The organism is Pseudomonas laurylsulfativorans (assembly GCF_002906155.1).
GTDB lineage: Bacteria > Pseudomonadota > Gammaproteobacteria > Pseudomonadales > Pseudomonadaceae > Aquipseudomonas > Aquipseudomonas laurylsulfativorans.
On the sequence record NZ_MUJK01000012.1, the window covers coordinates 77,057 to 99,212 of the forward strand.

The window sequence follows — 22,156 nt, forward strand, 5'->3', positions numbered from 1 at the left end:
CTCAAGCTGCCTGTTTTGCGGTGACGAACGCCGCAAGGCTCGCCACGTTACTGAAGTGATTACGGGTGTCTTTGGCATCGGCATCGATTTTGATGCCGTACTTTTTCTGGATGGCCAGGCCCAGTTCCAGGGCGTCGACCGAGTCCAGGCCCAGGCCTTCGCCGAACAGCGTCTGTTCGTTGCCGATGTCTTCGGCGCTGATGTCTTCGAGGCCCAGGGCGTCGATGATAAGCATTTTGATATCACGGTGCAGATCGCTCATCTTCGGCGAGCTCCTTAATAAAGTAAGAATGTAGATAATCGTTGAGCTTGCGCGAGGCTTGCGGAGCCGGCCCCTGCGTGGCGAAGGTCTGCGGGTCTATATCGGCCCCGACCCGGAAACTGAAGTGCACGCGCCGCTTGGGGATGCGGTACCAGGGCTCGGCCTTGGTCAATGTGGTCGGGCTGACCTTGATAATGACCGGGGTGAGGATTTTCGCACCACGCAGGGCGATTGCCGCACCGCCCCGATGAAAGGCCGGCGCCTGGCCGGGCTGGGTACGCGTACCTTCGGGGAAAATGATCAAGGTCTGGCCGTCTTTCAGTGCGTCGGCAGCGGCGTCGAGCATGTCCATGCTGCCGTCGTTGCTGATGTATTCGGTGCAGCGCAGCGGTCCGCGGGTGAAGGGGTTTTCCCAGAGGCTTTGCTTGACCACGCAGTTGGCATGACGCACCAGGCCGATCAGAAACACCACGTCGATCAGCGACGGGTGATTGGCGATGATCATTTGCCCGGGACGACCGAGTTTTTCCGCGCCATCAATGGTGTAGGTCAGCACCCCGGTGCGGGCCATGAAGCGCACAAAAATCCAGAAGCAACGGCTGACCGTTTGCCGGGCTCGCAGTCGATGGGTCCGGGCGTCGCCCGGCAGGCCGTTCAGCACAGGGAAAATCACCAGGCGCAGGCATAGCCCGCCCAACCCGAACAGGGCAAAGCTCGCGGCGGTGGCCAGCAAGCGCCAGTAATAGGCGTCGCGGTTTTTCTCGGTCACGGGTTGCGTTGCCAGGTCCATACACGATTTTTCCAGGCATGTTGGCAAGTGGTTTGCTGGCCGAGCAATGTGGGCAACAGATTCAGCGCGTGTGGCCAGCGGGGTTTGGACAACGCATCCGGGGGCGTGTTCAGGGACAACTGCCAGTCGGTACCGGGAGTGATCAGCAGGCCGACGGCATAAGGAAACGGCACGTCGTCGATCCAGGTTGAGTAAGCCTCGGGCGGCTGCTCTTCGGTGACCACCAGCAATACCGCGCGAGCGCCTTCAGCCAGCAGCGCGGCTGCTTCCAGCATGCCGTGTTCCAGGCCATCGCCAGCGGCAGCCAGGGCCGTCATTTCGCTGGTTTCACCGCGCATGATCGACCACAAACCAATAATGGCGTTATGCACGGACAAGCTGAACTGGGTTGGCGACAGCGGCTGATCGGCGGCCAGATCACTGAGAATGTCGACGGTGCGGGGCGTTTCGCCGTGACGGGATACAAAGACCAATGGCAGATCCTGCCGACCTTCGGCCAATGGCCAGCCGACACTGAATGCCATCCGTGCCAGGCGGCTGAGTCGTCGACGCTGCATGGCCGGCAGGAACGAAACGTCGGGAGCGGCATCGCTGTCCGGCAGCACGACCGGTTGTCGGCTCCAGGCCTGCCAATCGTTCACGCTATCAAGCCCGGGGGCCCAGGCGCGCCATTGGGCGATGTTGAAGTTGATCACAGACATTCATCCCACCCTCACGGGCTTACTTGACGCGGGGGAGTGGCCGAGAGCCGAGACTCACCCTGCGTGGCGTCTGGCGCCGAGTGGCGCGCATTATCCCGGTGCCGGGAACGTGTAGCAAATGCTGGTTACATTTTGCTCAGCAAGATGAAGCAGCTGGCTCGAAAAACTGAACGATTGGTAATTATTCACACAATCACTGCTCCGTCTGTCGGTTCCTGGGTCAAGCCATCGGGCTGTTCAGGGCTTTTCAAGCCAGAGAAGGTAACTGACTGTGTAGTCCCTGTGCCGACAAGGTAGCGAAGCAACGCCGTGGACCACTACACTCGGTCATTCTTTGATACACGGAGGTTTTGACATGCGGCGCGTGGTGTTCAATCAGAAAGGTGGCGTTGGAAAATCAAGCATTGCCTGCAATCTGGCGGCGGTCAGTGCCAGCGAGGGTTTTCGCACCCTGTTGGTGGATCTCGATGCCCAGGCCAACTCCACTCAATACCTGACGGGGCTCACTGGCAGCGACATCCCGATGGGTATCGCCGATTTCTTCAAGCAGACGCTGTCTTCCGGGCCGTTCTCGAAAAAGAATCAGGTCGACATCTACGAAACCCCGTTCGATAACCTCCATGTCATTACCGCCACCGCCGAACTGGCGGATTTGCAGCCAAAGCTTGAAGCCAAGCACAAGATCAACAAGCTGCGTAAGTTGCTCGAAGAGCTGAGCGAAGACTACGACCGGATTTACCTCGACACCCCGCCAGCGCTGAATTTCTATGCGGTTTCTGCATTGATTGCCGCTGATCGTGTGTTGATCCCCTTCGATTGCGACAGTTTCTCACGCCAGGCGCTGTACGGCCTGATGGCGGAAATCGAAGAGTTGAAGGAGGACCATAACGAAGGTCTGGAAGTCGAAGGCATCGTCGTCAACCAATTCCAGGCCCGCGCCAGCCTGCCCCAGCAAATTCTCGACGAACTGATTGCCGAAGGCCTGCCGGTGTTGCCGGTGTACCTGGCCAGTTCGGTACGCATGCGCGAATCCCACCAGGCCAATACGCCGCTGATCCATCTCGATCCGCGGCACAAGCTGACGCAGCAGTTTGTCGAGTTGCACAACTTGCTGGAAAACGCCTGACTCTAGCTGTCAACACAGAACCACTGTGGGAGCGAGCCTGCTCGCGAAAGCGGTGTATCAGGCGACATCTTTATTGAATGTCAGTCCGCCTTCGCGAGCAGGCTCGCTCCCACAGGGTCCGTGTTACTTCAGATGCCTTGGCTACGCAACCAGCTCATCAGTTGCGGCAACGGGAAAGCCCCGCTCTGTCGGACGACCTCCCGGCCGTTCTTGAACAGGATCAGGCTCGGAATCGAGCGAATCCCCAATTGTGCCGACAACTGCTGGTTCGCCTCGCTGTCCAGCTTCGCCAACCGACACTTGCCCTCCAGTTGCCCGGCGGCCTGCTCGAACACCGGTGCAAACGACTTGCACGGCCCGCACCAGTCCGCCCATACGTCCACCAGAAGCGGCAGATCGCCCTTGATCTGGCTGGCGTAGTCGCCTTGCTTCAATTCAAACGGTTTACTCAGCAAGACTTCGGCCTTGCAGCGCCCGCATTTTGGATGGTCGTTGAGACGCTCGGCGGGAATGCGGTTGAGGCCATTGCAGTGGGGGCAGGGGATGTGGAATGGGTCGGTCATGAGTGATATCCAATGGGAAGCTGATAACACCTAGGTGGAGACGTTTGCTCATGTTTTCAATCGCGCAGTGCCCAGCGTTAAAACTAGGCTGAGTCGTGCCGAGCCAGACCGCTGGTCTACTTCGGACTATCGCAACTTGCGATATTTTTGATCTGTGATTAACTCTCCATAGCAAAATGCGATAAGGATGTTGCATGCATGTTCTCACCGAAAAAAGAGTACGTGAAGCCAAGGCCAAATGGCCAATGGCAGCCAATGCGCTGGACCATTGGTATCAATTAGCCAAAGGAAGCAAACCGTCGGATTTTGCGGCGATGAGAGCCACATTTCCTGCTGTCGATAAGGTAGGTGAGCTTAATGTTTTCGATATCGGTGGCAACAAGCTGCGGTTGATAGCTTTTGTCAGATATCGATCGCAAAAGCTCTATATCAAGCATGTGCTGGATCATCGCGAATATGACCGCGGCAAGTGGAAGGAGGAAAAAGCATGAGTGTATTGATAAAAAAAGCTGCCGAGCATTGGGAGTTTGTCTCACCGCTGCTTCGAAAGCCGAAAAGTGAAGATGACTATGACCTTCTGGCGCATGCGCTGGACGAGTTGCTCGAGATGACTGGCGATGATGAGTCTCACCCGCTGATGAGCCTGGTGGATATCATTGGTGACTGGATTGAGGAGTGGGACCATAAGCATCACCCGATGCCAAAGCCTAGTGGGGTCGAGATTCTTGGCTACTTGATGCGTGAACACGGTCTGAGCCAGAGCGACCTGCCTGGCGTCGGTCCTCAGTCGGTCGTGTCCGAAATCCTGAGTGGCAAGCGCCAGCTCAACCTGCGCCAAGTCCGCTGGTTGGCCGAGCGCTTTAGCGTGTCGGTAGAAGTCTTTATCTGACCCACCTCACGACGAACAACTGATCTCCAGATGTTTGCCCCATTCCGGCGGCCGCTCTGCGTAGCTTTCCATTCCCGGTTGCGCCTCGAACGGATTGCTCAGCACTGCGTGCAGTCGGCGGACTTCCGCGTAGTCGCCGCTTTCAGCTGCATCGATGGCCTTTTGCGCCAGGTAGTTGCGCAGGATGTACAGCGGGTTGACCGCGTGCATCCGCTGGCGGCGCTGTTCCTGATCAAGCGTGCCTTCACGGGCCACCCTGGCGACGTAGAGCTCGCCCCAGGCATCAAAGCCCTTGAGGTCGACGAAGTCGTCACGCAAGCGGGTGATGGTCTGTTCTGGTGTTTCATCACCCAACCGACGGAAAAACAGGCTGTAGTCGACGCCGCTGTTTTGCATCAGTTGCAGCAGGTTCTCCAGCAATTTCTGGTCGTCGTCTTCGGCAGTGGTCAGGCCGAGGCGGCGGCGCATCAGGTCCAGGTAATGGGCCTGGAACAGCGGCAGGTACAGACCAAGGGTTTCGCGCAGGGCTTCGACGCTGATGAACGGCGTGAGGGCCTGCGCCAGCGCGCTGAGGTTCCACTGGCCAATCGGCACCTGGTTGCTAAAGGAGTAACGGCCCTGGTCGTCTGAGTGGTTGCAGATGAAGTTGGCGTCGAAGTCGTCGAGGAAGGCGAATGGACCAAAATCGAAGGTAATGCCGAGGATCGACATGTTGTCGGTGTTCATCACCCCGTGGCAGAAACCATAGGCCTGCCATTTGGCGATCAGTTCGGCATTGCGCTCGACCACTTCACGGAACATCGCCAGGTACGGTTCGGGTTGTTCCAGGCACTGCGGGAAGTGCATGGCCAGCACGTGGTCACCCAGCTCTTTCTGCTGCTCTGGACGTTTGGTGTAGTAAAAGTATTCGAAGTGGCCGAAGCGCACATGGCTCGGCGCCAGTCTCAGGACCATGGCCGCGCGCTCCTGCTTTTCGCGCCACACCGGGGTGTCGGAGCCGATCACGCACAGGGCGCGGGTGGTTGGGATGTTAAGGGCGTGCAGGGCTTCGGAGGCGAGGAATTCGCGGATCGATGAACGCAGTACCGCGCGGCCATCGCCCATGCGTGAAAACGGTGTCTGGCCGGCACCCTTGAGGTGCAGGTCCCAGTGTTCGCCGGCTTGGTTGTACACCTCGCCGAGCAACAGGCCGCGACCGTCGCCCAGTTGCGGGTTGTAGGAACCGAACTGATGCCCCGAATAGACCATCGCCCTGGGGATCGCGTCGGCCCAGAGCTTATGGCCGCTGAACAGTTCGGCGAACTCCTGGGTTTCGGCCACGGCCGGGTCGAGGTCCAGCAGCGCCATGGCGGCGGGGCTGACCACGACCAGGCGCGGATTATCGATGGGCTCGGGCAGCACATGGGCGGAAAACGCATCGCCCAGGCGGTCGAAGCGATTATCGAAAGTGAGTTCGTCGAGGGCTTTCAAGGGCCGGCTCCAGCAGAATGTCCGAGCATTCTGCTGGGGAATGGCCGGTTAGTCGAGTTTGGCGGCCGGTGGTTCTTGCGCCGGCTTGCCGTCGACGATCGGCACGATGGTTTTCGCTTCCGGTTCGATTGGCACCATCTTGTATTCCTGGCCGTGCAGGTTCTTTAGGTAAACCTCCATCTGCCGGAACGAGATGTTGATGTGCTGCTTCTTGAACTCGCGGTTGATGAAGCGGTTGACCTCGTCGAGCACCGGGTTGCGGTCGCCGAGGTCGCGCACGTGCATACGCAGCTCGTGGTCGAGGGTGCTTTCGCCGAAGTTCAGGAAGTAAACGTGGGGTTCCGGATCTTTCAATACGCGCGGGTTGTCGCGCGCGGCTTTGAGTAGCAGTTCCTTCACCAGGTCCAGGTCCGAGCCGTAGTCGACGCCGAGCTTGAGGGTCACCCGGGTGATGGTGTCGGTCAGGGACCAGTTGATCAATTGCCCGGTAATGAACGTCTTGTTCGGGACGATGATGTCCTTGCGGTCGAAGTCGGTGATGGTCGTGGCACGGATGCGAATCTTGCTCACGGTGCCCGAGAGGTTGCCGATGGTGATGGTGTCACCGATCCGCACCGGGCGTTCGAACAGGATCATGATGCCGGAAATGAAGTTGGCGAAGATTTCCTGCATGCCGAAACCGAGGCCGACCGACAGTGCCGCCACCAGCCATTGCAACTTGTCCCAGCTCACGCCGAGGGTCGACAGCGTCGAGACGAAACCGACGCCGGCGATCACGTACGACAGTAGCGTGGTGGTGGCGTAGGCGCTGCCCTGGGCCAGGTTGAGCTTTGATAGCACGAACACTTCGAGCAAGCCCGGCAGGTTGCGCGCCAGGGCGAAGGTGATGCCGATGATGATCAGCGCGCCGAGCATGTCGCCGATGCTGATCGGCACCATGCTCATGTTGGCGCCGGTACCGCTGGTGTATTCGTAGAGGGTGATGTTGTCCAGGTACGAGAACACTGTGATCAGGTCGGCCCAGACCCAATACAGTGCCGCCATGAAGCCGCCGAGCAGGGCCAGACGGATCAGGCGCAGGGACTGTTCGTTGACCTTCTCGATGTCCATCGTTGGTTCTTCGATCACCGCTTCGCCATCGCCGGCCTCTTTGGCGGCCAGTCGTTTGGCCAGAGCGCGCTGGTAGGCCAGGCGCCGGGCCGCCACGCTGAGGCCGCGCACGAAGGTGGCTTCGATCACCAGCCAGAACATCAGCAGGTACAGGGTGTTGATCAGGCGATCGCTGAGTTTCAGCGCGGTGTAGTAGTAACCGAAGCACACCGCCACGAACAGCGCGACGGGCAGGGCGGTGAACAGTATCCCCACGAGCTTGCGGAACAGCGAGGCGTTCTCGTGGGTCGGGCTGCTGATGAGCAAGCGGCTGAGCAACAAGGTCATCAAGGCGTAGCAGGTGAGCACCACCGGCATGCCCAACACATCATCTGCCAGCGCCGCCGGTTGCAGTTCGGCAACGGCGACTACGGTCACCAGCGCCATCACCACGATGCCGAGGCGGCGGATCCATCTGCGCAGGAACTCCACCTGGGGTTTTTCCCAGCGGAAATGCAGTTCTGCCACGCCACCCGGCGCGAGGATCCGGTAGGCGGTGTAGAACACCAGCCAGGCCCCGGCCATTTGCAGCAGCGCGGCGCCCATACTGGCGTTCTGCCCACGGGCGTCGATTCGCAGGGCCAGCCCGCACAATGCGAGGCCCAGGGAAACCGGCATCGCCAGCAGAATATTGATCAGGATTGCCTGCGGCGTGTGCCACTGGCTATCGCGTTTGAAGTGACCGATGTCCTGGTGAACCTTGTTCAGTCGCGCGTACAGATTCTTGCGGCGCCACAGCAGCGCGCCGATCAGCAGTGCGAGCGGCAGGAACAGCAGCGGGCGCTGGGTCAGGCCGTCGGTCAGTTCGCTCAGGCTTGAAAGTACCGGCAGCGAATCGAGTTGCCGCTGGAGGCGATCCGGCACACTGTGAATCCACTCCAGGTCCAGCGGCTTGTTGCTCGGAATCCAGAACATCTGCTCATCGAGCGTCGCCCGCAGGCTTTGCGCCGTGCTGAGCAGTTGCTTCTGATTCAGTTGCAGGGTGATGGACTCATTGAGCACCGCGCTCAGTTCGCGATTGAGGCGCTCCAGCAGGTCGGCACGGGTGGTGGCCAGCTCCATCAGGCTTTTGCGCAGCTGCGGGGTGACTTGCTCGGGCGGCTGGGTCGACAGCAGGTTGTCGACGTAGGTGGTCGGATTGCTCAGCAACTCCCGCTGCTGGCTGACTTCGAACTGATACAGGCGAATGTCGGCGATCTGGTCGGCCAGGTTGCGGTCGAGCCGTAGGCGCGGTAACGCTTGTTTTTGCTTGTAGAGGATTTTCGAGAGCAGCAGGCTGCCTTTGAGCACGTTGATTTGCTCGTCCAGGGCCGAGTCGCTCTGGGTCAGGCTGTCCAGCTGTTGCTTGGTCTGCAGGTTTTGCTGGGTGACTTCGTTGAGACGGTCGGTACTTTTGAGCAGGTAGTCCGAGAGCTTCAGGTTGGCCGCGCTTTCGGTGGCCAGCAGGCTGCTGCCGCCAGACTTCTGCGCTTCGATGGATTGCTGGGTGACCGTTTCCTGGGACAACGCCAGACGCTTCTGGTTGATCAGGGTTTGCAGTTCCTGGATTTCCCGGTCCAGGCGGTCGGATCGCTCCGACAGCAGGTCATGCTGGCTGTTGCCGAGGTCTTGCAATTGGGTATTGCCGGCCAGTTCCTGACGGCGCAGCGGGATCAGGGCGTTCAGTGCTGCCAGCTCGGCATTGAGCTGGTCGCGCTGCTCGGCGCTCAAGGTCTTGCCGGCGTCCTTGCCGTTCTTGAGGATGGTGTTGATCTGCTGAATGCGCGTCTGGCTACTGGAGATCTCCGCCTGGGCGCGCTCGGGGCGGGTCTGGGCGGTGATGATCAGGCTGTTGGCATCGGCCAGGGCTTTTTGCAGGTCGCTTTGCTGGGTGGAACGCTCGGTGAGCATCTGTTCAAGCTGCTGGATCGGTTCCTTGGTGAAACGCTGCGCCACCGGTACCACGGTGCTGGCCTTGAGGCGGGTCAGTTCACGCTGGTTCTCGAGTGTCTGCTTGGGTGCAGAGTTCAACGTTTGCTTGAGATCGGCCAGCTTCTGCTCGTAATCACGCTTGTTATTGAGTTGGTTCAGCGTGTTTTGCAGGACGGTTTGCAGGGCCTTCTGATCGGCTTCCGGCAGTTTACGGTCGGCGATCTTGTCCAGGCTCGCCTGTACGGCTTCGCTGGAGGGCGGTTCGGCCGCTTGCAATGTACCGACAGTACCGACAGAGAGACTCAAGCCCAGCAGGGCGATGGCGAAAAAAGAGCGCAGGTTAGGCATAAAGACCGGTCAAGCAAGTGATAGTGGACGCAGTTTAGAGGAAGAGTCCGGGACCCGGGCGACTTCCTTCGGGGAATCTGACGCCCACTTTGCCGATCTTGTTCCCGTCCATGACCGCCACGGTCCAGATGGTGTTGTTCCATTCGACCTGGTCACCTACTACCGGCGCGCCACCCACTTTCTGGGCAATAAACCGGCCCAGGGACATCTCCGGATCGATGCCTTCGACCTTCAGGCCGTACAGGGCCGCAACCGCGGCCAGCTGGGCGTCTCCTTCGAGTACGAAGTCGCCGAAGAAGCGCAGATCGAGGCCCCGTTGTGGCGCCTGGCTGAAGAGTTTTCCGAGGGCTGGCAGGTTGTGTTCATGGCCGATAACACACAGCAAATCATCAACTTCGAGCACCGTACTACCCGACGGATGGAGCAATTGTTGGCCTCGAAACAGGGCCGCGATACGAGTGCCTTCGGGCATTTTCAGCTCGCGCAGGGGCGAACCGATGCACCATTTCTCCGCGCCAAGGCGATAAACGAACAACTCCCACTCGCTGGTGACGTGCACTTCCAGGGCCGAGCGCGAGATGGGCGCAGGCTCCGGGGGCACCGTGACCTTCAACAGCTTGGCAACCCACGGCAGGCTCGTGCCCTGAACCAACAGCGACACCAGCACGATAAAGAACGCGAGGTTGAAGTACAGCTGGGCGTTGGGCAGGCCGGCCATCAATGGGAACACCGCCAGAATGATCGGAACCGCGCCGCGCAAGCCGACCCATGAAATGAACGCTTTCTCGCGCCCATGGAAGGCCTTAAACGGCAGCAGGCCAACCACCACCGACAATGGCCGGGCAAACAGAATCATCCACAGCGCCAGTGCCAGTGCCGGCAAGGCAATAGGCAGCAGGTCGTGAGGCGTCACCAGCAACCCCAGCACCAGGAACATGCCGATTTGCGCCAGCCAGGCCATGCCGTCGAGCATGTGCAAAATGCCGTGGCGGCTGCGCACGGGACGGTTGCCGATCACCAGGCCACAGAGGTACACGGCGAGGAAGCCACTGCCATGCAAGGCGTTGGTCAGGGCAAACACCAGCAGGCCACCGGCGATGACCAGGATCGGATACAGGCCGGTGGCCAGGTTGATCCGGTTGACCAGTTGCAGCATCAGCCAGCCGCCGCCCAGGCCGATGACGCCGCCAATGCCGAATTCACGGATCAGGTGGGTCAGCAGGCTCCAGTGCAGGCCGGTCTGGCCGCTGGCGAGCATGTCGATCAGGGTGACGGTGAGGAACACCGCCATCGGGTCGTTACTGCCGGATTCTATTTCAAGGCTGGCGGTGACCCGTTCGTTCAGGCCTTTGCCGCCCAATAGCGAGAACACCGCCGCGGCGTCGGTGGAGCCGACAATGGCCCCGATCAGCAGGCCCTGGATCAGGTTCAGGTTGAACAACCATGCGGCCGCCATGCCGGTCAACCCGGTGGTAATCAGCACGCCGACCGTGGCGAGGGACAGCGCCGGCCATAACGCCACGCGGAAACTCGACACCCGGGTGCGCAAGCCGCCGTCGAGCAGGATCACCGCCAGCGCGAGGTTGCCGACCAGATAAGCCGTGGGGTAGTTATCGAAAATAATGCCGCCGCCATCGACGCCGGCCGCCATGCCGACAGCCAGGATGATCACCAGAATCGGGATACCGAGGCGCGACGAAAGTGAGCTCACCAGAATGCTCGCACCTACCAGCAACGCGCCGATCAAGAACAGGCTGTTGATGGTCGTCGCATTCAAAGGCAGTACTCCAGAAAGCTGAAAGGCGGGCACAAACTGACCATGCAGTCTGCGTGCCAGCGATTCTAACCTGTTGAAATGTGATGCTGTCAAAAAGGTTTGTAGGAGCGAGCCTGCTCGCGAAGAACCTGAGGGCGGCGCGCTGATTCAGATAGCACGCGTCATCGTTAGCGTCCATTGCGAGCAGGCTCGCTCCTACAGGAGGGCTGCAGGCTGAACCAAACGACTAGGGTGTTCAGGTCCACCGCCAATCGCGACAGTTCGTTGCTCGCTGCATCTAATGGCGACGAAGTGCAGGAACCAGATTGGCCAACCGTAGTCTTTAAAACTCGCGAGGAAGGTCGCCCGTCAGCAAAATCAAGGCTTTGCGCCTGTATAACCCTGGCATCCACGGTGACTTTTCTTTATCGTACGCGCCCTTTGAAAAAGCCCGGAAAATCAAAATGTTGGAAGCATCCCTAAGCCAATTGGAACAACTGGTCAGTGACCTGGTGCAACAGAACCAGACGTTGCTCGGCACCAACCAGACCCTGACTGCAGAACTGGCCCAGGCCAAGGATGAAAACGAAAGCCTGCAATTGAGCCTGATGGAGCAGGAAGAGAAGCAAGGCGCCACGGCGGCTCGCATCCAGGCCCTGGTTGAGCGCGTCAGCGCAGGCCCTGTGAGCGCATGAGTTACAACGCCGCGGGGGTAAGAGTCGTCTCGATCCTGGGGGAGGACTATTCGATCAAGGCGCCGGCCGGGGAAGAACAGACCCTGCTGGACGCCGCGATGATGTTGAAGGCAGCCCTGGCCGAAACCAAAAGAAAGTACCCGACGCTGATCGGTGACCGACTGCTGGTGCTGGCGGCGATGAATCTGTGCTCCCAGCAGATTGAAATGCAGAAGCAGCACAAGCTCGAACTCGACCGTTACCAAGAGCAAGTCAGCGCCACGGTTGAAGTGATCTCCAAGACGATCAATCAGGCCTGATCGGCTTTGCGCACAACCAAAGAATAAATTGTCGATTGGTTTGTATACAATCGGCACGGCTGTTGCAGTGTTTCAGCCTCTTATTCTTTGGGGGTGCTCCATGCAGTTCTGGCGACGCAGTATTCAATGGCAGTTGATCCTGAGTATGGGCACGGCCCTGCTCGTCAGTATCCTGATCGTGGTTGGCATTTATACCCTGGTGGTCAACCGTCTCGCCCAGAGCTATCTGGTCGAGCAAGCCTTGCCTTCGAGCATCGAAGCGATGCGCAATGACATCGAGCGCATCCTCGTCCAGCCTCTCACCGCCGCCAAGGACATCGCCAGCAACAGCATGGTGCGCGACTGGCTGGCCGAGGGTGAAGACAGTGCCCGGGTCGGCACGTTTACGACCTATCTCGAAGGCATCCGCGCGGAGCACAAAGCCTTTACCGCGCTGATTGCCGGCACTGCTTCCAACCACTATTTCAACGAAAAAGGCCTGGACCGGACCCTCAGCCGTTCCAATCCAAAAGACGCCTGGTTCTATGCGTTTCTCGACAGCAACCAGCCACGTACCCTCAATATCGACAACGACACGGCCACCGGAGAATTGGCGCTTTTCATTGACCTCAAGGTCGAGCAGGCCGGTAAAGTCGTGGGCGTTGCCGGGCTTGGCCTGAGCATGAAAGAGCTGTCGGAGCTGATCCACAACTTCAGCTTCGGTGAGCGCGGCAAGGTCTATCTCGTGCGTTCCGACGGTTTGATCCAGGTCCATCCCGAAGCGCAATTCAGTGGCAAGCGCACCCTGACCGAGCAGATTGGTACTACGGCGGCACAAGCAGTGATGAGTCAAAAAGCTGCCACCAGCCACGGCTTCCAGCGCGACGGTGAGGACTACCTCGCATTAAGTCTGCCGTTACGTGATCTCGGCTGGACCCTGGTGGCCGAAGTGCCGCAATCGCAGATCTACGCCGAGGCCCGCCGCGCCATGTGGATGAGCAGCGGCATCGGCCTGGCGGTGGCGATTGTCTGCCTCTTGTTGGTGGTGTTGCTGGCCCGTGGGTTGGTACGACCGATTCGTCAGGTAACAGCGGCGCTGGTAGCCATCGGTAGCGGTGGTGGAGATTTGACCCATCGGTTAGATTCCGGTCGCGCCGATGAGCTGGGCGATCTGGCTCGTGGTTTCAATCGGTTCCTGGATAGCCAGCGCGACATGATCGGTGAAGTGCTGACCACCAGCGAACGTTTGCGCACCGCTGTGGGGCAAGTGGCCAGGGTTGTGGATAACACCGCTGAGCGCTCCGGCCGCCAACAGGAAATGACTGACATGGTCGCCACCGCGGTTCACGAAATGGGCCTGACCGTTCAGGAGATCGCCCAGAACGCCGGCAATGCGGCGGTCGCATCGCAAACGGCTCGAGATGAGGCAATGCAGGCGCGGGAAGTGGTAGGCGGCTCGATCCGCCACATTGAAAGTATGTCCGACGAAATCGGTGTCGCCGCCAGCGCGGTGGGTGAACTGGCCCATCAAGTGGCGTCCATCGATCAGGTGCTGGCGGTGATTCGTGGGATTTCCGAGCAGACCAACCTGCTGGCGCTCAACGCTGCTATCGAAGCGGCGCGGGCCGGGGATATGGGGCGCGGGTTTGCGGTAGTCGCCGATGAAGTGCGCACCTTGGCACGGCGTACACAGTCGTCCACTGATGAGATCCAGCAGATGATTGGCAGTCTCAAGCAGGGCGCGGAGAACGCCGTTTCATCGATGCATAGCGGTCAAGCCGCGACGGGTACGGGGGTTGAGTCGAGCCAGCGCACTGGAGCCTCGTTGACTGCCATTACCGGGCAAGTGGAACGCATCAGCGACATGAACCATCAGGTGGCGACGGCAACGGAAGAGCAATCGGCGGTGACAGAAGAGATCAACCGTAACGTGCAGGGGATTTCAGATCTGGCCCGGGCAACGGCAGGAGAGGTCAGGGCTTGCCGAGAGGATTGTCAGACATTGCAGCGCCTGGCGGATGACCTGGCGCGGCAGATGGGTGGGTTCAAACTGAGCTGAAAGTTGCAGTGACTCGGCTGACGCCATCGCGGGTAAGCCCGCTCCTACAGGGGTTTTTGTTGTTCACCCATGTTGTGTTCAACGCAAAACCTGTAGGAGCTGGCTTGCCAGCGATTGGCTCTCAAAGGCTGCACAAATCGCGGATCAGAACCATTCATCCTGCATCGTCAGGCAAACATCATCCCGCGCTTCAAGAATCGCCAGTTCATGGTGGCAGCCCGGCACTTCCCAGGTCAGGAAGTACCGCGCTGCCTGCAACTTGCCTTTATAGAAGCTCACGTCCGCCGCATTGCCCTTGGCCAAACCTTCCTCGGCGCGAATCGCCTGCTCCAGCCAGCGCCAGCCAATGACGGTGTGACCGAACACCTTCAAGTACAGCGCCGAGTTCGCCAGGCTGCTGTTCACCTTGCCTTGCGCCAGATCAGTCAGCAGGCCGATGGTCACGGTCTGCAGGCGCGCCACCAGTTTCTCCAGCGGCTCGCGTAGCGACGTCAGCGACTCAAATGCCTGGGCGCGTTCGGCGGTGTCGGCGATCAGGCGGATCAGTTGCTTGAGCCCCGAGCCGCCGTTCTGCGCCAGTTTGCGGCCCAGAAGGTCGAGCGATTGAATGCCGTGGGTGCCTTCGTGGATCGGGTTCAGGCGGTTGTCGCGGTAGTACTGTTCCACCGGGTATTCGCGGGTGTAACCGTGGCCGCCGAGGATCTGGATCGCCAGTTCGTTGGCCTTCAGGCAGAACTCCGATGGCCAGGATTTGACGATTGGCGTCAGCAGGTCCAGCAATTCATGGGCCTGCTTGCGCTCGGCTTCGGTCACAAGCGTCGTGGTGTCATCGAACAGCCGCGCTGCGTACAGGCCGAGGTCGAATGAGCCTTCTACGTAGGCCTTTTGTGTCAGCAACATGCGTTTGACGTCGGCGTGCTGGATGATCGCCACCGGCGCGGTATTCGGGTCCTTGCTGTCCGGCACGCGGCCTTGCGGACGCTCGCGAGCGTACTCCAGCGAGTACAGGTAGCCAGCATAGCCGAGCATCACCGCGCCCATGCCGACGCCGATCCGCGCCTCGTTCATCATCTGGAACATGTAGCTCAGGCCCTGGTGTGGTTTGCCCACCAGGTAGCCGACGCACTCACCGTTATCGCCGAAATTCAGCGCGGTGGACGTGGTACCACGCCAGCCCATCTTGTGGAAAAGTCCGGCCAGCAGCACATCGTTGCGCTTGCCGAGGCTGCCGTCGTCGTTGACCAGAAACTTGGGCACGATGAACAGCGAAATCCCCTTCACCCCGGCCGGTGCATCCGGCAGCTTGGCCAGCACCATGTGCACGATGTTTTCCGACAGCGGGTGATCGCCACCGGAGATGAAGATCTTGTTGCCCCTGAGGCGATAAGTCCCGTCGGCCGCAGGTTCGGCGCGTGTACGAATATCCGACAGCGACGAGCCTGCGTGGGGTTCGGTCAGGGCCATGGTGCCGAAGAAGCGGCCGTCGATCATCGGTTGCAGGAAGCGGCGCTTCTGCTCGTCGGTGCCGAAGCTCTCGATCAGGTTCGCCGCGCCCATGGTCAGGAACGGATAAGACGTCGACGCTGCGTTGGCCGACTGGAAGTGCGAAAAGCAGGCTTGCGAAAGCAGTGTAGGAAGCTGCATGCCACCGGCGTCGAAACTGCGCGCGGCATTGAGGAATCCGGCTTCAAGGAAGGCATCCACCGCCGGTTTCACTTCAGGAATCAGAATCGCCTGACCGTTCTCATAGCGCGGCTCGTTCTCGTCGCCCTTGCGGTTGTGCGGGGCGAAGAATTTTTCCGCGATGCTACGGGCGGTACCAATGGCTGCATCGAAGGTTTCGCGGTTGTGCTCGGCGAAGCGCTCACGCTGGGTCAGGCCCTCGGCATCAAGGACTTCATACAGCTCGAAAGCCAGATTGCGGGAACTGAGCAACGTCTCGGACATGGCGGCCTACCTTTTATTGGAGTGGGCCGAGTCTAGGCGGGGAAATAAAGACTGAACAGGATGATTGATGTCGGTGATAAAGAGGCAAAACACCGACCTGTAGGAGCCGGCTCCTACAAGGCAAAAAAAATGGGCGCCGATGAGGGCGCCCATTTTTACAGCGACAGCATCGCTATTTAACCGATGGTCATCAAACTGGCATTACCACCCGCTGCAGCGGTGTTTACGCTCAACGCCCGCTCGATCACCAGACGCTCCAACGCAATGTTGGTTTCACCTTGCGACAGACCCTGCACGCCGACGATGGCGCCGGCACGCTTGGCAACCTGCTGGCACACCGCACGCAACTGGTCGGAATGGCCGTGATGCAGAACCGCATCAAACACCACTTCGTCCTTGTTCCAGTCGGAAACCAGCTTGATGCGCGCCTGAATGTCCTTCGGCAGGCGTGCGAACAGCGCCTTGGTCAGTTCACCTTCTGGCCAGACCGCCGAACCGCCGACAGCCAATACCGCTGCCAGTTGAGTCAACAGGTCGCCTTCGACTTCCGCCAGGCACAGCACGTGCTCACGCGGCAGGATCGCATAGCTGTTGCGCTCGCCGGTCGGGCCAGCCAGAACGCGGGTGATGCCGCTTTGCGATTGTGCGGCGAACTGCGCGCACAGGGTGCTCAGGTCGGCGAACTTGTGGCTGTCGGCCCAGGCTTTCAGGGCAGTCAGCGGCTTGCTCATGGCTTCGCGCAGACGAACGTCCGGTGCTACGGCGGCATCGCCGCGAGCGAAGGATTGTTCGATCGCATCCGCAGGGCGGGTCGACAGCAGGCGGTACAGGTACAGCGGGCCACCGGCTTTCGGGCCGGTGCCCGACAGGCCTTCGCCGCCGAATGGCTGCACGCCGACCACGGCACCGACGATGTTGCGGTTGACGTAGACGTTACCGGCATTGACGTTGTCGATCACCTTGGCGATCGTCTCGTCGATGCGGGTGTGTACGCCCAGGGTCAGGCCGTAGCCGGAAGCGTTGATCTGGCCGATCAGTTGATCGATGTCTTTACGCTTGTAGCGAACCACGTGCAGCACCGGGCCGAAGATCTCCCGTTGCAACTCGTCGAAGCTTTCCAGTTCGATCAGCGTTGGCATCACGAAGGTGCCGCGTTTGACTTCTTCGGCGTCGGCGATGGCCACCTGGTACACGCTGCGACCTTTGTCGCGCATGGCCTGGATGTGTTTCTCGATGCCAGCCTTGGCTTCGGCGTCGATCACCGGGCCGATGTCCACGGACAGGCGTTCAGGGTTGCCGAGACGGCTTTCAGCCATGGCGCCCTTGAGCATTTCGATGACGCGGTCGGCGGAATCTTCCTGCAAGCACAGGACGCGCAGGGCCGAGCAACGCTGACCGGCGCTGTCGAAGGCTGAGGAAACCACGTCGATCACCACTTGTTCGGTCAGTGCCGAAGAGTCAACGATCATCGCGTTCTGGCCACCCGTTTCGGCGATCAGCGGGATTGGACGGCCCTGGCTGTCCAGGCGACCGGCAATGTTGCGTTGCAGCAAGCGAGCAACTTCGGTGGAGCCGGTGAACATAACGCCTTTGACGCGATCGTCGCCGACCAGGCCGGCACCGACGGTTTCGCCACGGCCCGGCAGCAATTGCAGCACGCCTTCAGGGATACCGGCTTCGAGCAGCAGGCGTACGGCTTGGGCAGCGACCAGCGGAGTTTGCTCTGCAGGCTTGGCCAATACCGGGTTACCGGCAGCCAGGGCCGCAGCCACTTGGCCACTGAAGATCGCCAGCGGGAAGTTCCATGGGCTGATGCACACCACTGGACCCAGCGGGCGGTGGGCGTCGTTGGTAAAATCGTTGCGAGCCTGCAGGGCGTAGTAGCGGAGGAAGTCCACGGCCTCACGCACTTCGGCGATGGCGTTGGCGAAGGTCTTGCCGGCTTCGCGAGCCAGCAGGCCCATCAGCGGCTGGATCTCGGCTTCCATCAGGTCGGCGGCACGTTCCAGGATCGCGGCGCGCTCGGCGGGCGGGGTGGCCTGCCAGATCGGTGCGGCGTTCAGGGCGCACTGGATTGCATTGTCGACGTCTTCGACGGTCGCTTCCTGCACATGGCCGACCACGTCACGCAGATCGGACGGGTTCAGGACCGGTGCCGGCGCTTCGCTGCTGGAGGCGCAGCCGAGCATCGGCGCCGCTTTCCAGTGGTTGTGCGCGGTAGCGAGAAGCGCGCAGGACAGGGACGCCAAACGATGTTCGTTGGCCATGTCGATGCCGCTGGAGTTGGCGCGCTCGGAACCATACAGGTCACGCGGCAGTGGAATGCGCGGGTGCGGCAGGCCGAAACCACCTTCCACGGTCGCCATCTGCTCGATCTGAGCAACTGGATCGGCCACCAATTCCTGAATCGAAATCGACTGGTCGGCGATGCGGTTGACGAACGAGGTGTTCGCGCCGTTTTCCAGCAGGCGACGTACCAGGTAAGCCAGCAGGGTTTCGTGGGTGCCGACCGGCGCGTACACGCGGCACGGACGGTTCAGCTTGCCTTCGGAAACCTTGCCTACAACCTGTTCGTACAGTGGTTCACCCATGCCGTGCAGGCACTGGAACTCGTACTGGCCCGGGTAATAGTTCTGACCGGCGATGTGATAAATGGCCGACAGGGTGTGGGCGTTGTGTGTGGCGAACTGCGGGTAGATGACTTCCGGCACCGACAGCAGCTTGCGGGCGCAAGCGATGTAGGACACGTCGGTGTACACCTTGCGGGTATAGACCGGGTAGCCTTCCAGGCCTTCGACTTGGGCGCGCTTGATTTCGCTGTCCCAGTACGCGCCCTTCACCAGGCGGATCATCAGGCGATGACGGCTGCGGCGAGCCAGGTCGATCACGTAGTCGATCACGTACGGGCAACGCTTCTGGTAAGCCTGGATGACGAAACCGATGCCGTTCCAGCCAGTCAGTTGCGGCTCGAAGCACAGGCGCTCGAGCAGATCCAGCGACAGTTCGAGGCGGTCGGCTTCTTCGGCGTCGATGTTCAGGCCGATGTCGTATTGCTTGGCCAGCAGGGTCAGCGACAGCAGGCGCGGGTACAGCTCGTCCATCACGCGCTCGTATTGCGCACGGCTGTAGCGCGGGTGCAGGGCGGACAGCTTGATCGAAATGCCCGGGCCTTCATAAATCCCACGACCGTGGGAGGCTTTGCCGATCGAGTGGATGGCTTGTTCGTACGAGGCCAGGTACTTCTGTGCGTCGTGCTCGGTGAGTGCGGCTTCACCCAGCATGTCGTAGGAATAGCGGAAGCCCTTGGCTTCGAACTTGCTGGCGTTGGCCAAGGCTTCGGCGATGGTTTCGCCGGTCACGAACTGCTCGCCCATCAGGCGCATGGCCATGTCGACGCCCTTGCGGATCATCGGCTCGCCGCTCTTGCCGATGATGCGGCTCAGGGACGAGGTCAGGCCGGCTTCGTTGTGCGTGGACACAAGCTTGCCAGTCAGCAGCAAGCCCCAGGTGGCGGCGTTGACGAACAACGACGGGCTGTTGCCCAGGTGCGGGTGCCAGTTGCCGGTGCTGATCTTGTCGCGGATCAGGGCGTCGCGGGTGCCTTTGTCCGGGATGCGCAGCAGCGCTTCGGCCAGGCACATCAGCGCCACACCTTCCTGGGACGACAGGGAGAACTCCTGCAGCAGGCCCTGAACGATGCCGGCACGGCCGCCAGCGCTCTTCTGGTTGCGCAGTTTTTCCGCGATGGACGCGGCGAGTTTGTTGGTGGCTTCGGCCATCGGCGCCGGCAGGCGTGCCTGCTCGATCAGCATCGGCACGACTTCCGGCTCAGGGCGGCGGTAAGCGGCGGTGATCGAAGCGCGCAGTACCGATTGCGGCAGGATGCTTTCGGCGAATTCGAGGAAGCACTGGTGGGCGTGATCCAGAGGCGCGTCGACGCTGTCGTCGGAATCCTTGGTCAAACCGCTCAGCTCGGTCAGGGTTGCACCACCCTCGAGTTTTTCCAGGTAATTGAAGATTGCCTGCTTGATCAGCCAGTGCGGCGTGCGATCAATCGAGGTCGCGGCGGCCTTGAGGCGTTCGCGGGTCGGGTCGTCAAGTTTGACCCCAAGGGTGGTGGTAGCCATGTTTTTATCCTCATGTTTGCCACGACTGCGTGGCATCAGCTGGCGGCAAGATTAGCCGTGCGCTGACACAGGTGCAACCGGGTGCAACCCTTTTTTGTCGGAATGTGCAGCAGCTTGTCGGGAATAGAACAGCTTGTAGGATCTGGCGTTCCTGTATGGTGCTTTTACTTCTAGCAATGCACCAGGACTACCGTAAAAGGGAGCAAAAACCGTAGGATTTATCGCAAAACGACGAAGGTGCAACTTATTGTCAAGAAACTGGTTGCACCTTATTTGCTTTGTTGAATAGCATTCGCGCCCAAGGTGCAACCAGGACAAAATCCGGCTGCTCCGGCTGATGGCTTTCCTGGGGAAACATCAGTCATAAATGCGCGGGAATCCGAATCGTCTGTCAAACGTATGCGTTTGCGAGCGGTTCACCAGCCGCCGCTACATAAAAACAAAGCCAGGGCGTAACTTAATGAGCGTAAGCAATCCAACCCTGATCACGTTCGTGATCTACATCGCAGCAATGGTGCTGATCGGCTTGATGGCCTATCGCTCCACCAACAACCTTTCCGACTACATTCTGGGTGGCCGTAGCCTGGGCAGCGTAGTGACTGCACTGTCCGCCGGTGCTTCCGACATGAGTGGCTGGTTGCTGATGGGCTTGCCTGGCGCGATCTACATGTCCGGTCTTTCCGAAAGCTGGATCGCCATCGGCCTGATCGTCGGTGCCTACCTGAACTGGCTGTTCGTCGCCGGCCGTCTGCGTGTGCAGACCGAGCACAACGGTGATGCACTGACCCTGCCGGACTACTTCGCCAGCCGTTTCGAAGACAAAAGCGGTCTGCTGCGGATCATCTCTGCGGTCGTGATCCTGGTGTTCTTCACCATTTACTGCGCTTCCGGCATCGTGGCCGGTGCCCGTTTGTTCGAAAGCACCTTCGGCATGTCCTACGAGACCGCGCTGTGGGCTGGCGCTGCGGCGACGATTGCTTACACCTTCATCGGTGGATTCCTGGCCGTGAGCTGGACCGATACCGTACAAGCCACCTTGATGATTTTCGCGTTGATCCTGACGCCGATCATCGTGCTGCTGGCTACCGGCGGTGTAGACACCACGTTCCTGGCCATCGAAGCGCAAGATCCAAGCAACTTCGACATGCTCAAGGGCACCACTTTCATCGGCATCATCTCGCTGATGGGCTGGGGTCTGGGCTACTTCGGCCAGCCGCACATCCTGGCGCGTTTCATGGCTGCCGATTCGGTTAAATCGATCGCCAAGGCCCGTCGCATCTCCATGGCCTGGATGGTCCTGTGCCTGGGCGGCACCGTAGCCGTCGGCTTCTTCGGTATCGCCTACTTCTCGGCGCACCCGGACGTGGCTGGCGCAGTCTCCGAGAACCACGAACGTGTGTTCATCGAGCTGGCAAAGATCCTGTTCAACCCATGGATCGCGGGTATCCTGCTGTCGGCCATTCTGGCTGCGGTGATGAGCACCCTGAGCTGCCAGTTGCTGGTGTGCTCGAGCGCGCTGACCGAAGACTTCTACAAAACCTTCCTGCGTAAATCCGCTTCGCAGCTGGAACTGGTCTGGGTCGGTCGTGCCATGGTGCTGCTGGTTGCCCTGGTTGCCATCGCTCTGGCGGCCAACCCGGAAAACCGCGTACTGGGTCTGGTGAGCTACGCCTGGGCCGGTTTCGGTGCCGCATTCGGTCCGGTCGTGCTGATCTCCGTGATCTGGAAAGACATGACCCGCAACGGCGCACTGGCCGGTATCCTGGTCGGCGCGATCACCGTGATCGTCTGGAAACACTTCGAACTGCTGGGCCTGTACGAAATCATCCCAGGCTTCATCTTCGCCAGCCTGGCGATCTACATCGTCAGCAAAATGGGCACGCCGACTGCTGGTATGTTCCAGCGCTTTGCGGCTGCTGAGGCTGATTACCGTTTGAACAAGTAATCGTTTGAGGTCATCCATCGCGGATGAAAGAACGGCTCGCAGCCTTTGGGTGCGAGCCGTTTTTTTTGCGTTCACTTTGGTTCGTATTTCCTCTTCGTAACCCTTTTCTACAGGGCTTGTAGGAGGTTTCCTGATTTGCC

Annotated in this window: 16 protein-coding genes and 1 pseudogene; 8 read left to right on the forward strand and 9 right to left on the reverse strand. The window is 60.1% G+C overall.

Annotated features, from left to right (window positions below):
* Position 1: 1 nt before the first annotated feature.
* From B0D71_RS26265 to B0D71_RS26275, 3 genes are read right to left on the reverse strand one after another with little or no spacing between them, the layout of a single operon-like run.
* A complete protein-coding gene (locus tag B0D71_RS26265; RefSeq protein ID WP_095943238.1) occupies positions 2-262 on the reverse strand; it encodes a phosphopantetheine-binding protein in 261 nt (86 codons plus the stop codon).
* Positions 243-1,052 carry a lysophospholipid acyltransferase family protein gene (locus B0D71_RS26270; RefSeq protein ID WP_103397308.1) on the reverse strand — a complete coding sequence of 270 codons (810 nt, stop codon included), beginning with the start codon at positions 1,050-1,052 and terminating at the stop codon, positions 243-245. The genes B0D71_RS26265 and B0D71_RS26270 overlap by 20 nt, the downstream gene beginning before the upstream one ends.
* Entirely contained in the window at positions 1,028-1,753 is a 726-nt protein-coding gene (locus B0D71_RS26275; protein ID WP_103397309.1) for a beta-ketoacyl synthase chain length factor, read from the reverse strand. Before B0D71_RS26275 ends, B0D71_RS26270 begins: the two co-directional genes overlap by 25 nt.
* 355 nt (positions 1,754-2,108) lie before the next feature.
* Here B0D71_RS26275 and B0D71_RS26280 point away from each other — a divergent pair, with 355 nt between their 5' ends.
* The gene (locus B0D71_RS26280) at positions 2,109-2,879 is read left to right on the forward strand and encodes a ParA family protein (RefSeq protein WP_053153482.1); all 771 of its coding nucleotides are present in this window, start codon (positions 2,109-2,111) and stop codon (positions 2,877-2,879) included.
* Between the two features lie 128 nt (positions 2,880-3,007).
* Here B0D71_RS26280 and trxC read toward each other — a convergent pair whose 3' ends face one another.
* Entirely contained in the window at positions 3,008-3,442 is a 435-nt protein-coding gene (gene trxC, locus B0D71_RS26290) for a thioredoxin TrxC (protein WP_103397311.1), read from the reverse strand.
* A gap of 194 nt (positions 3,443-3,636) precedes the next feature.
* Here trxC and B0D71_RS26295 point away from each other — a divergent pair, with 194 nt between their 5' ends.
* A complete protein-coding gene (locus tag B0D71_RS26295) occupies positions 3,637-3,933 on the forward strand; it encodes a type II toxin-antitoxin system HigB family toxin (protein ID WP_103397312.1) in 297 nt (98 codons plus the stop codon).
* Entirely contained in the window at positions 3,930-4,331 is a 402-nt protein-coding gene (locus B0D71_RS26300) for a helix-turn-helix domain-containing protein (RefSeq protein WP_103397313.1), read from the forward strand. The genes B0D71_RS26295 and B0D71_RS26300 overlap by 4 nt, the downstream gene beginning before the upstream one ends.
* Before the next feature lie 6 nt (positions 4,332-4,337).
* Here B0D71_RS26300 and selO read toward each other — a convergent pair whose 3' ends face one another.
* Genes selO through B0D71_RS26315 form a run of 3 tightly spaced genes read right to left on the reverse strand, consistent with a single transcriptional unit; the run spans position 4,338 to position 10,986 of the window.
* Entirely contained in the window at positions 4,338-5,801 is a 1,464-nt protein-coding gene (gene selO, locus B0D71_RS26305; RefSeq protein ID WP_103397314.1) for a protein adenylyltransferase SelO, read from the reverse strand.
* Positions 5,802-5,849: 48 nt separating this feature from the next.
* Positions 5,850-9,209 (reverse strand): mechanosensitive channel MscK, encoded by a 3,360-nt coding sequence (mscK, locus tag B0D71_RS26310; RefSeq protein WP_103397315.1) that lies wholly within the window; start codon positions 9,207-9,209, stop codon positions 5,850-5,852.
* Between the two features lie 34 nt (positions 9,210-9,243).
* Entirely contained in the window at positions 9,244-10,986 is a 1,743-nt protein-coding gene (locus B0D71_RS26315) for a potassium/proton antiporter (RefSeq protein WP_103397316.1), read from the reverse strand.
* A gap of 443 nt (positions 10,987-11,429) precedes the next feature.
* Between B0D71_RS26315 and B0D71_RS26320 the strand changes: the two genes are divergently transcribed.
* The 4 genes and pseudogenes from B0D71_RS26320 (at position 11,430) to B0D71_RS32480 (ending at position 13,997) form a co-directional block, all read left to right on the forward strand.
* Complete coding sequence (locus tag B0D71_RS26320) at positions 11,430-11,660, forward strand: hypothetical protein (protein WP_007971835.1); 231 nt, start codon at positions 11,430-11,432, stop codon at positions 11,658-11,660.
* Entirely contained in the window at positions 11,657-11,959 is a 303-nt protein-coding gene (locus B0D71_RS26325) for a cell division protein ZapA (protein WP_090465546.1), read from the forward strand. The genes B0D71_RS26320 and B0D71_RS26325 overlap by 4 nt, the downstream gene beginning before the upstream one ends.
* Positions 11,960-12,104: 145 nt before the next feature.
* A pseudogene (locus tag B0D71_RS32475) lies at positions 12,105-13,133 on the forward strand (HAMP domain-containing protein); the annotation flags it as partial.
* Between the two features lie 132 nt (positions 13,134-13,265).
* On the forward strand, positions 13,266-13,997 hold the full coding sequence (locus B0D71_RS32480; protein ID WP_420825151.1) for a methyl-accepting chemotaxis protein: 732 nt from the start codon (positions 13,266-13,268) through the stop codon (positions 13,995-13,997).
* 144 nt (positions 13,998-14,141) lie between these two features.
* Here B0D71_RS32480 and B0D71_RS26335 read toward each other — a convergent pair whose 3' ends face one another.
* Positions 14,142-15,944, reverse strand: a complete 1,803-nt coding sequence (locus tag B0D71_RS26335; protein WP_103397318.1) for an acyl-CoA dehydrogenase — start codon at positions 15,942-15,944, stop codon at positions 14,142-14,144.
* A gap of 176 nt (positions 15,945-16,120) precedes the next feature.
* Complete coding sequence (gene putA / locus B0D71_RS26340) at positions 16,121-20,071, reverse strand: trifunctional transcriptional regulator/proline dehydrogenase/L-glutamate gamma-semialdehyde dehydrogenase (protein WP_103397319.1); 3,951 nt, start codon at positions 20,069-20,071, stop codon at positions 16,121-16,123.
* A gap of 460 nt (positions 20,072-20,531) precedes the next feature.
* On the opposite strand from putA, the gene putP reads away from it, so the two are divergent.
* Positions 20,532-22,016: a sodium/proline symporter PutP gene (putP, locus tag B0D71_RS26345; protein WP_103397320.1), complete on the forward strand. Its 1,485-nt coding sequence runs from the start codon at positions 20,532-20,534 to the stop codon at positions 22,014-22,016.
* Positions 22,017-22,156: the final 140 nt, after the last annotated feature.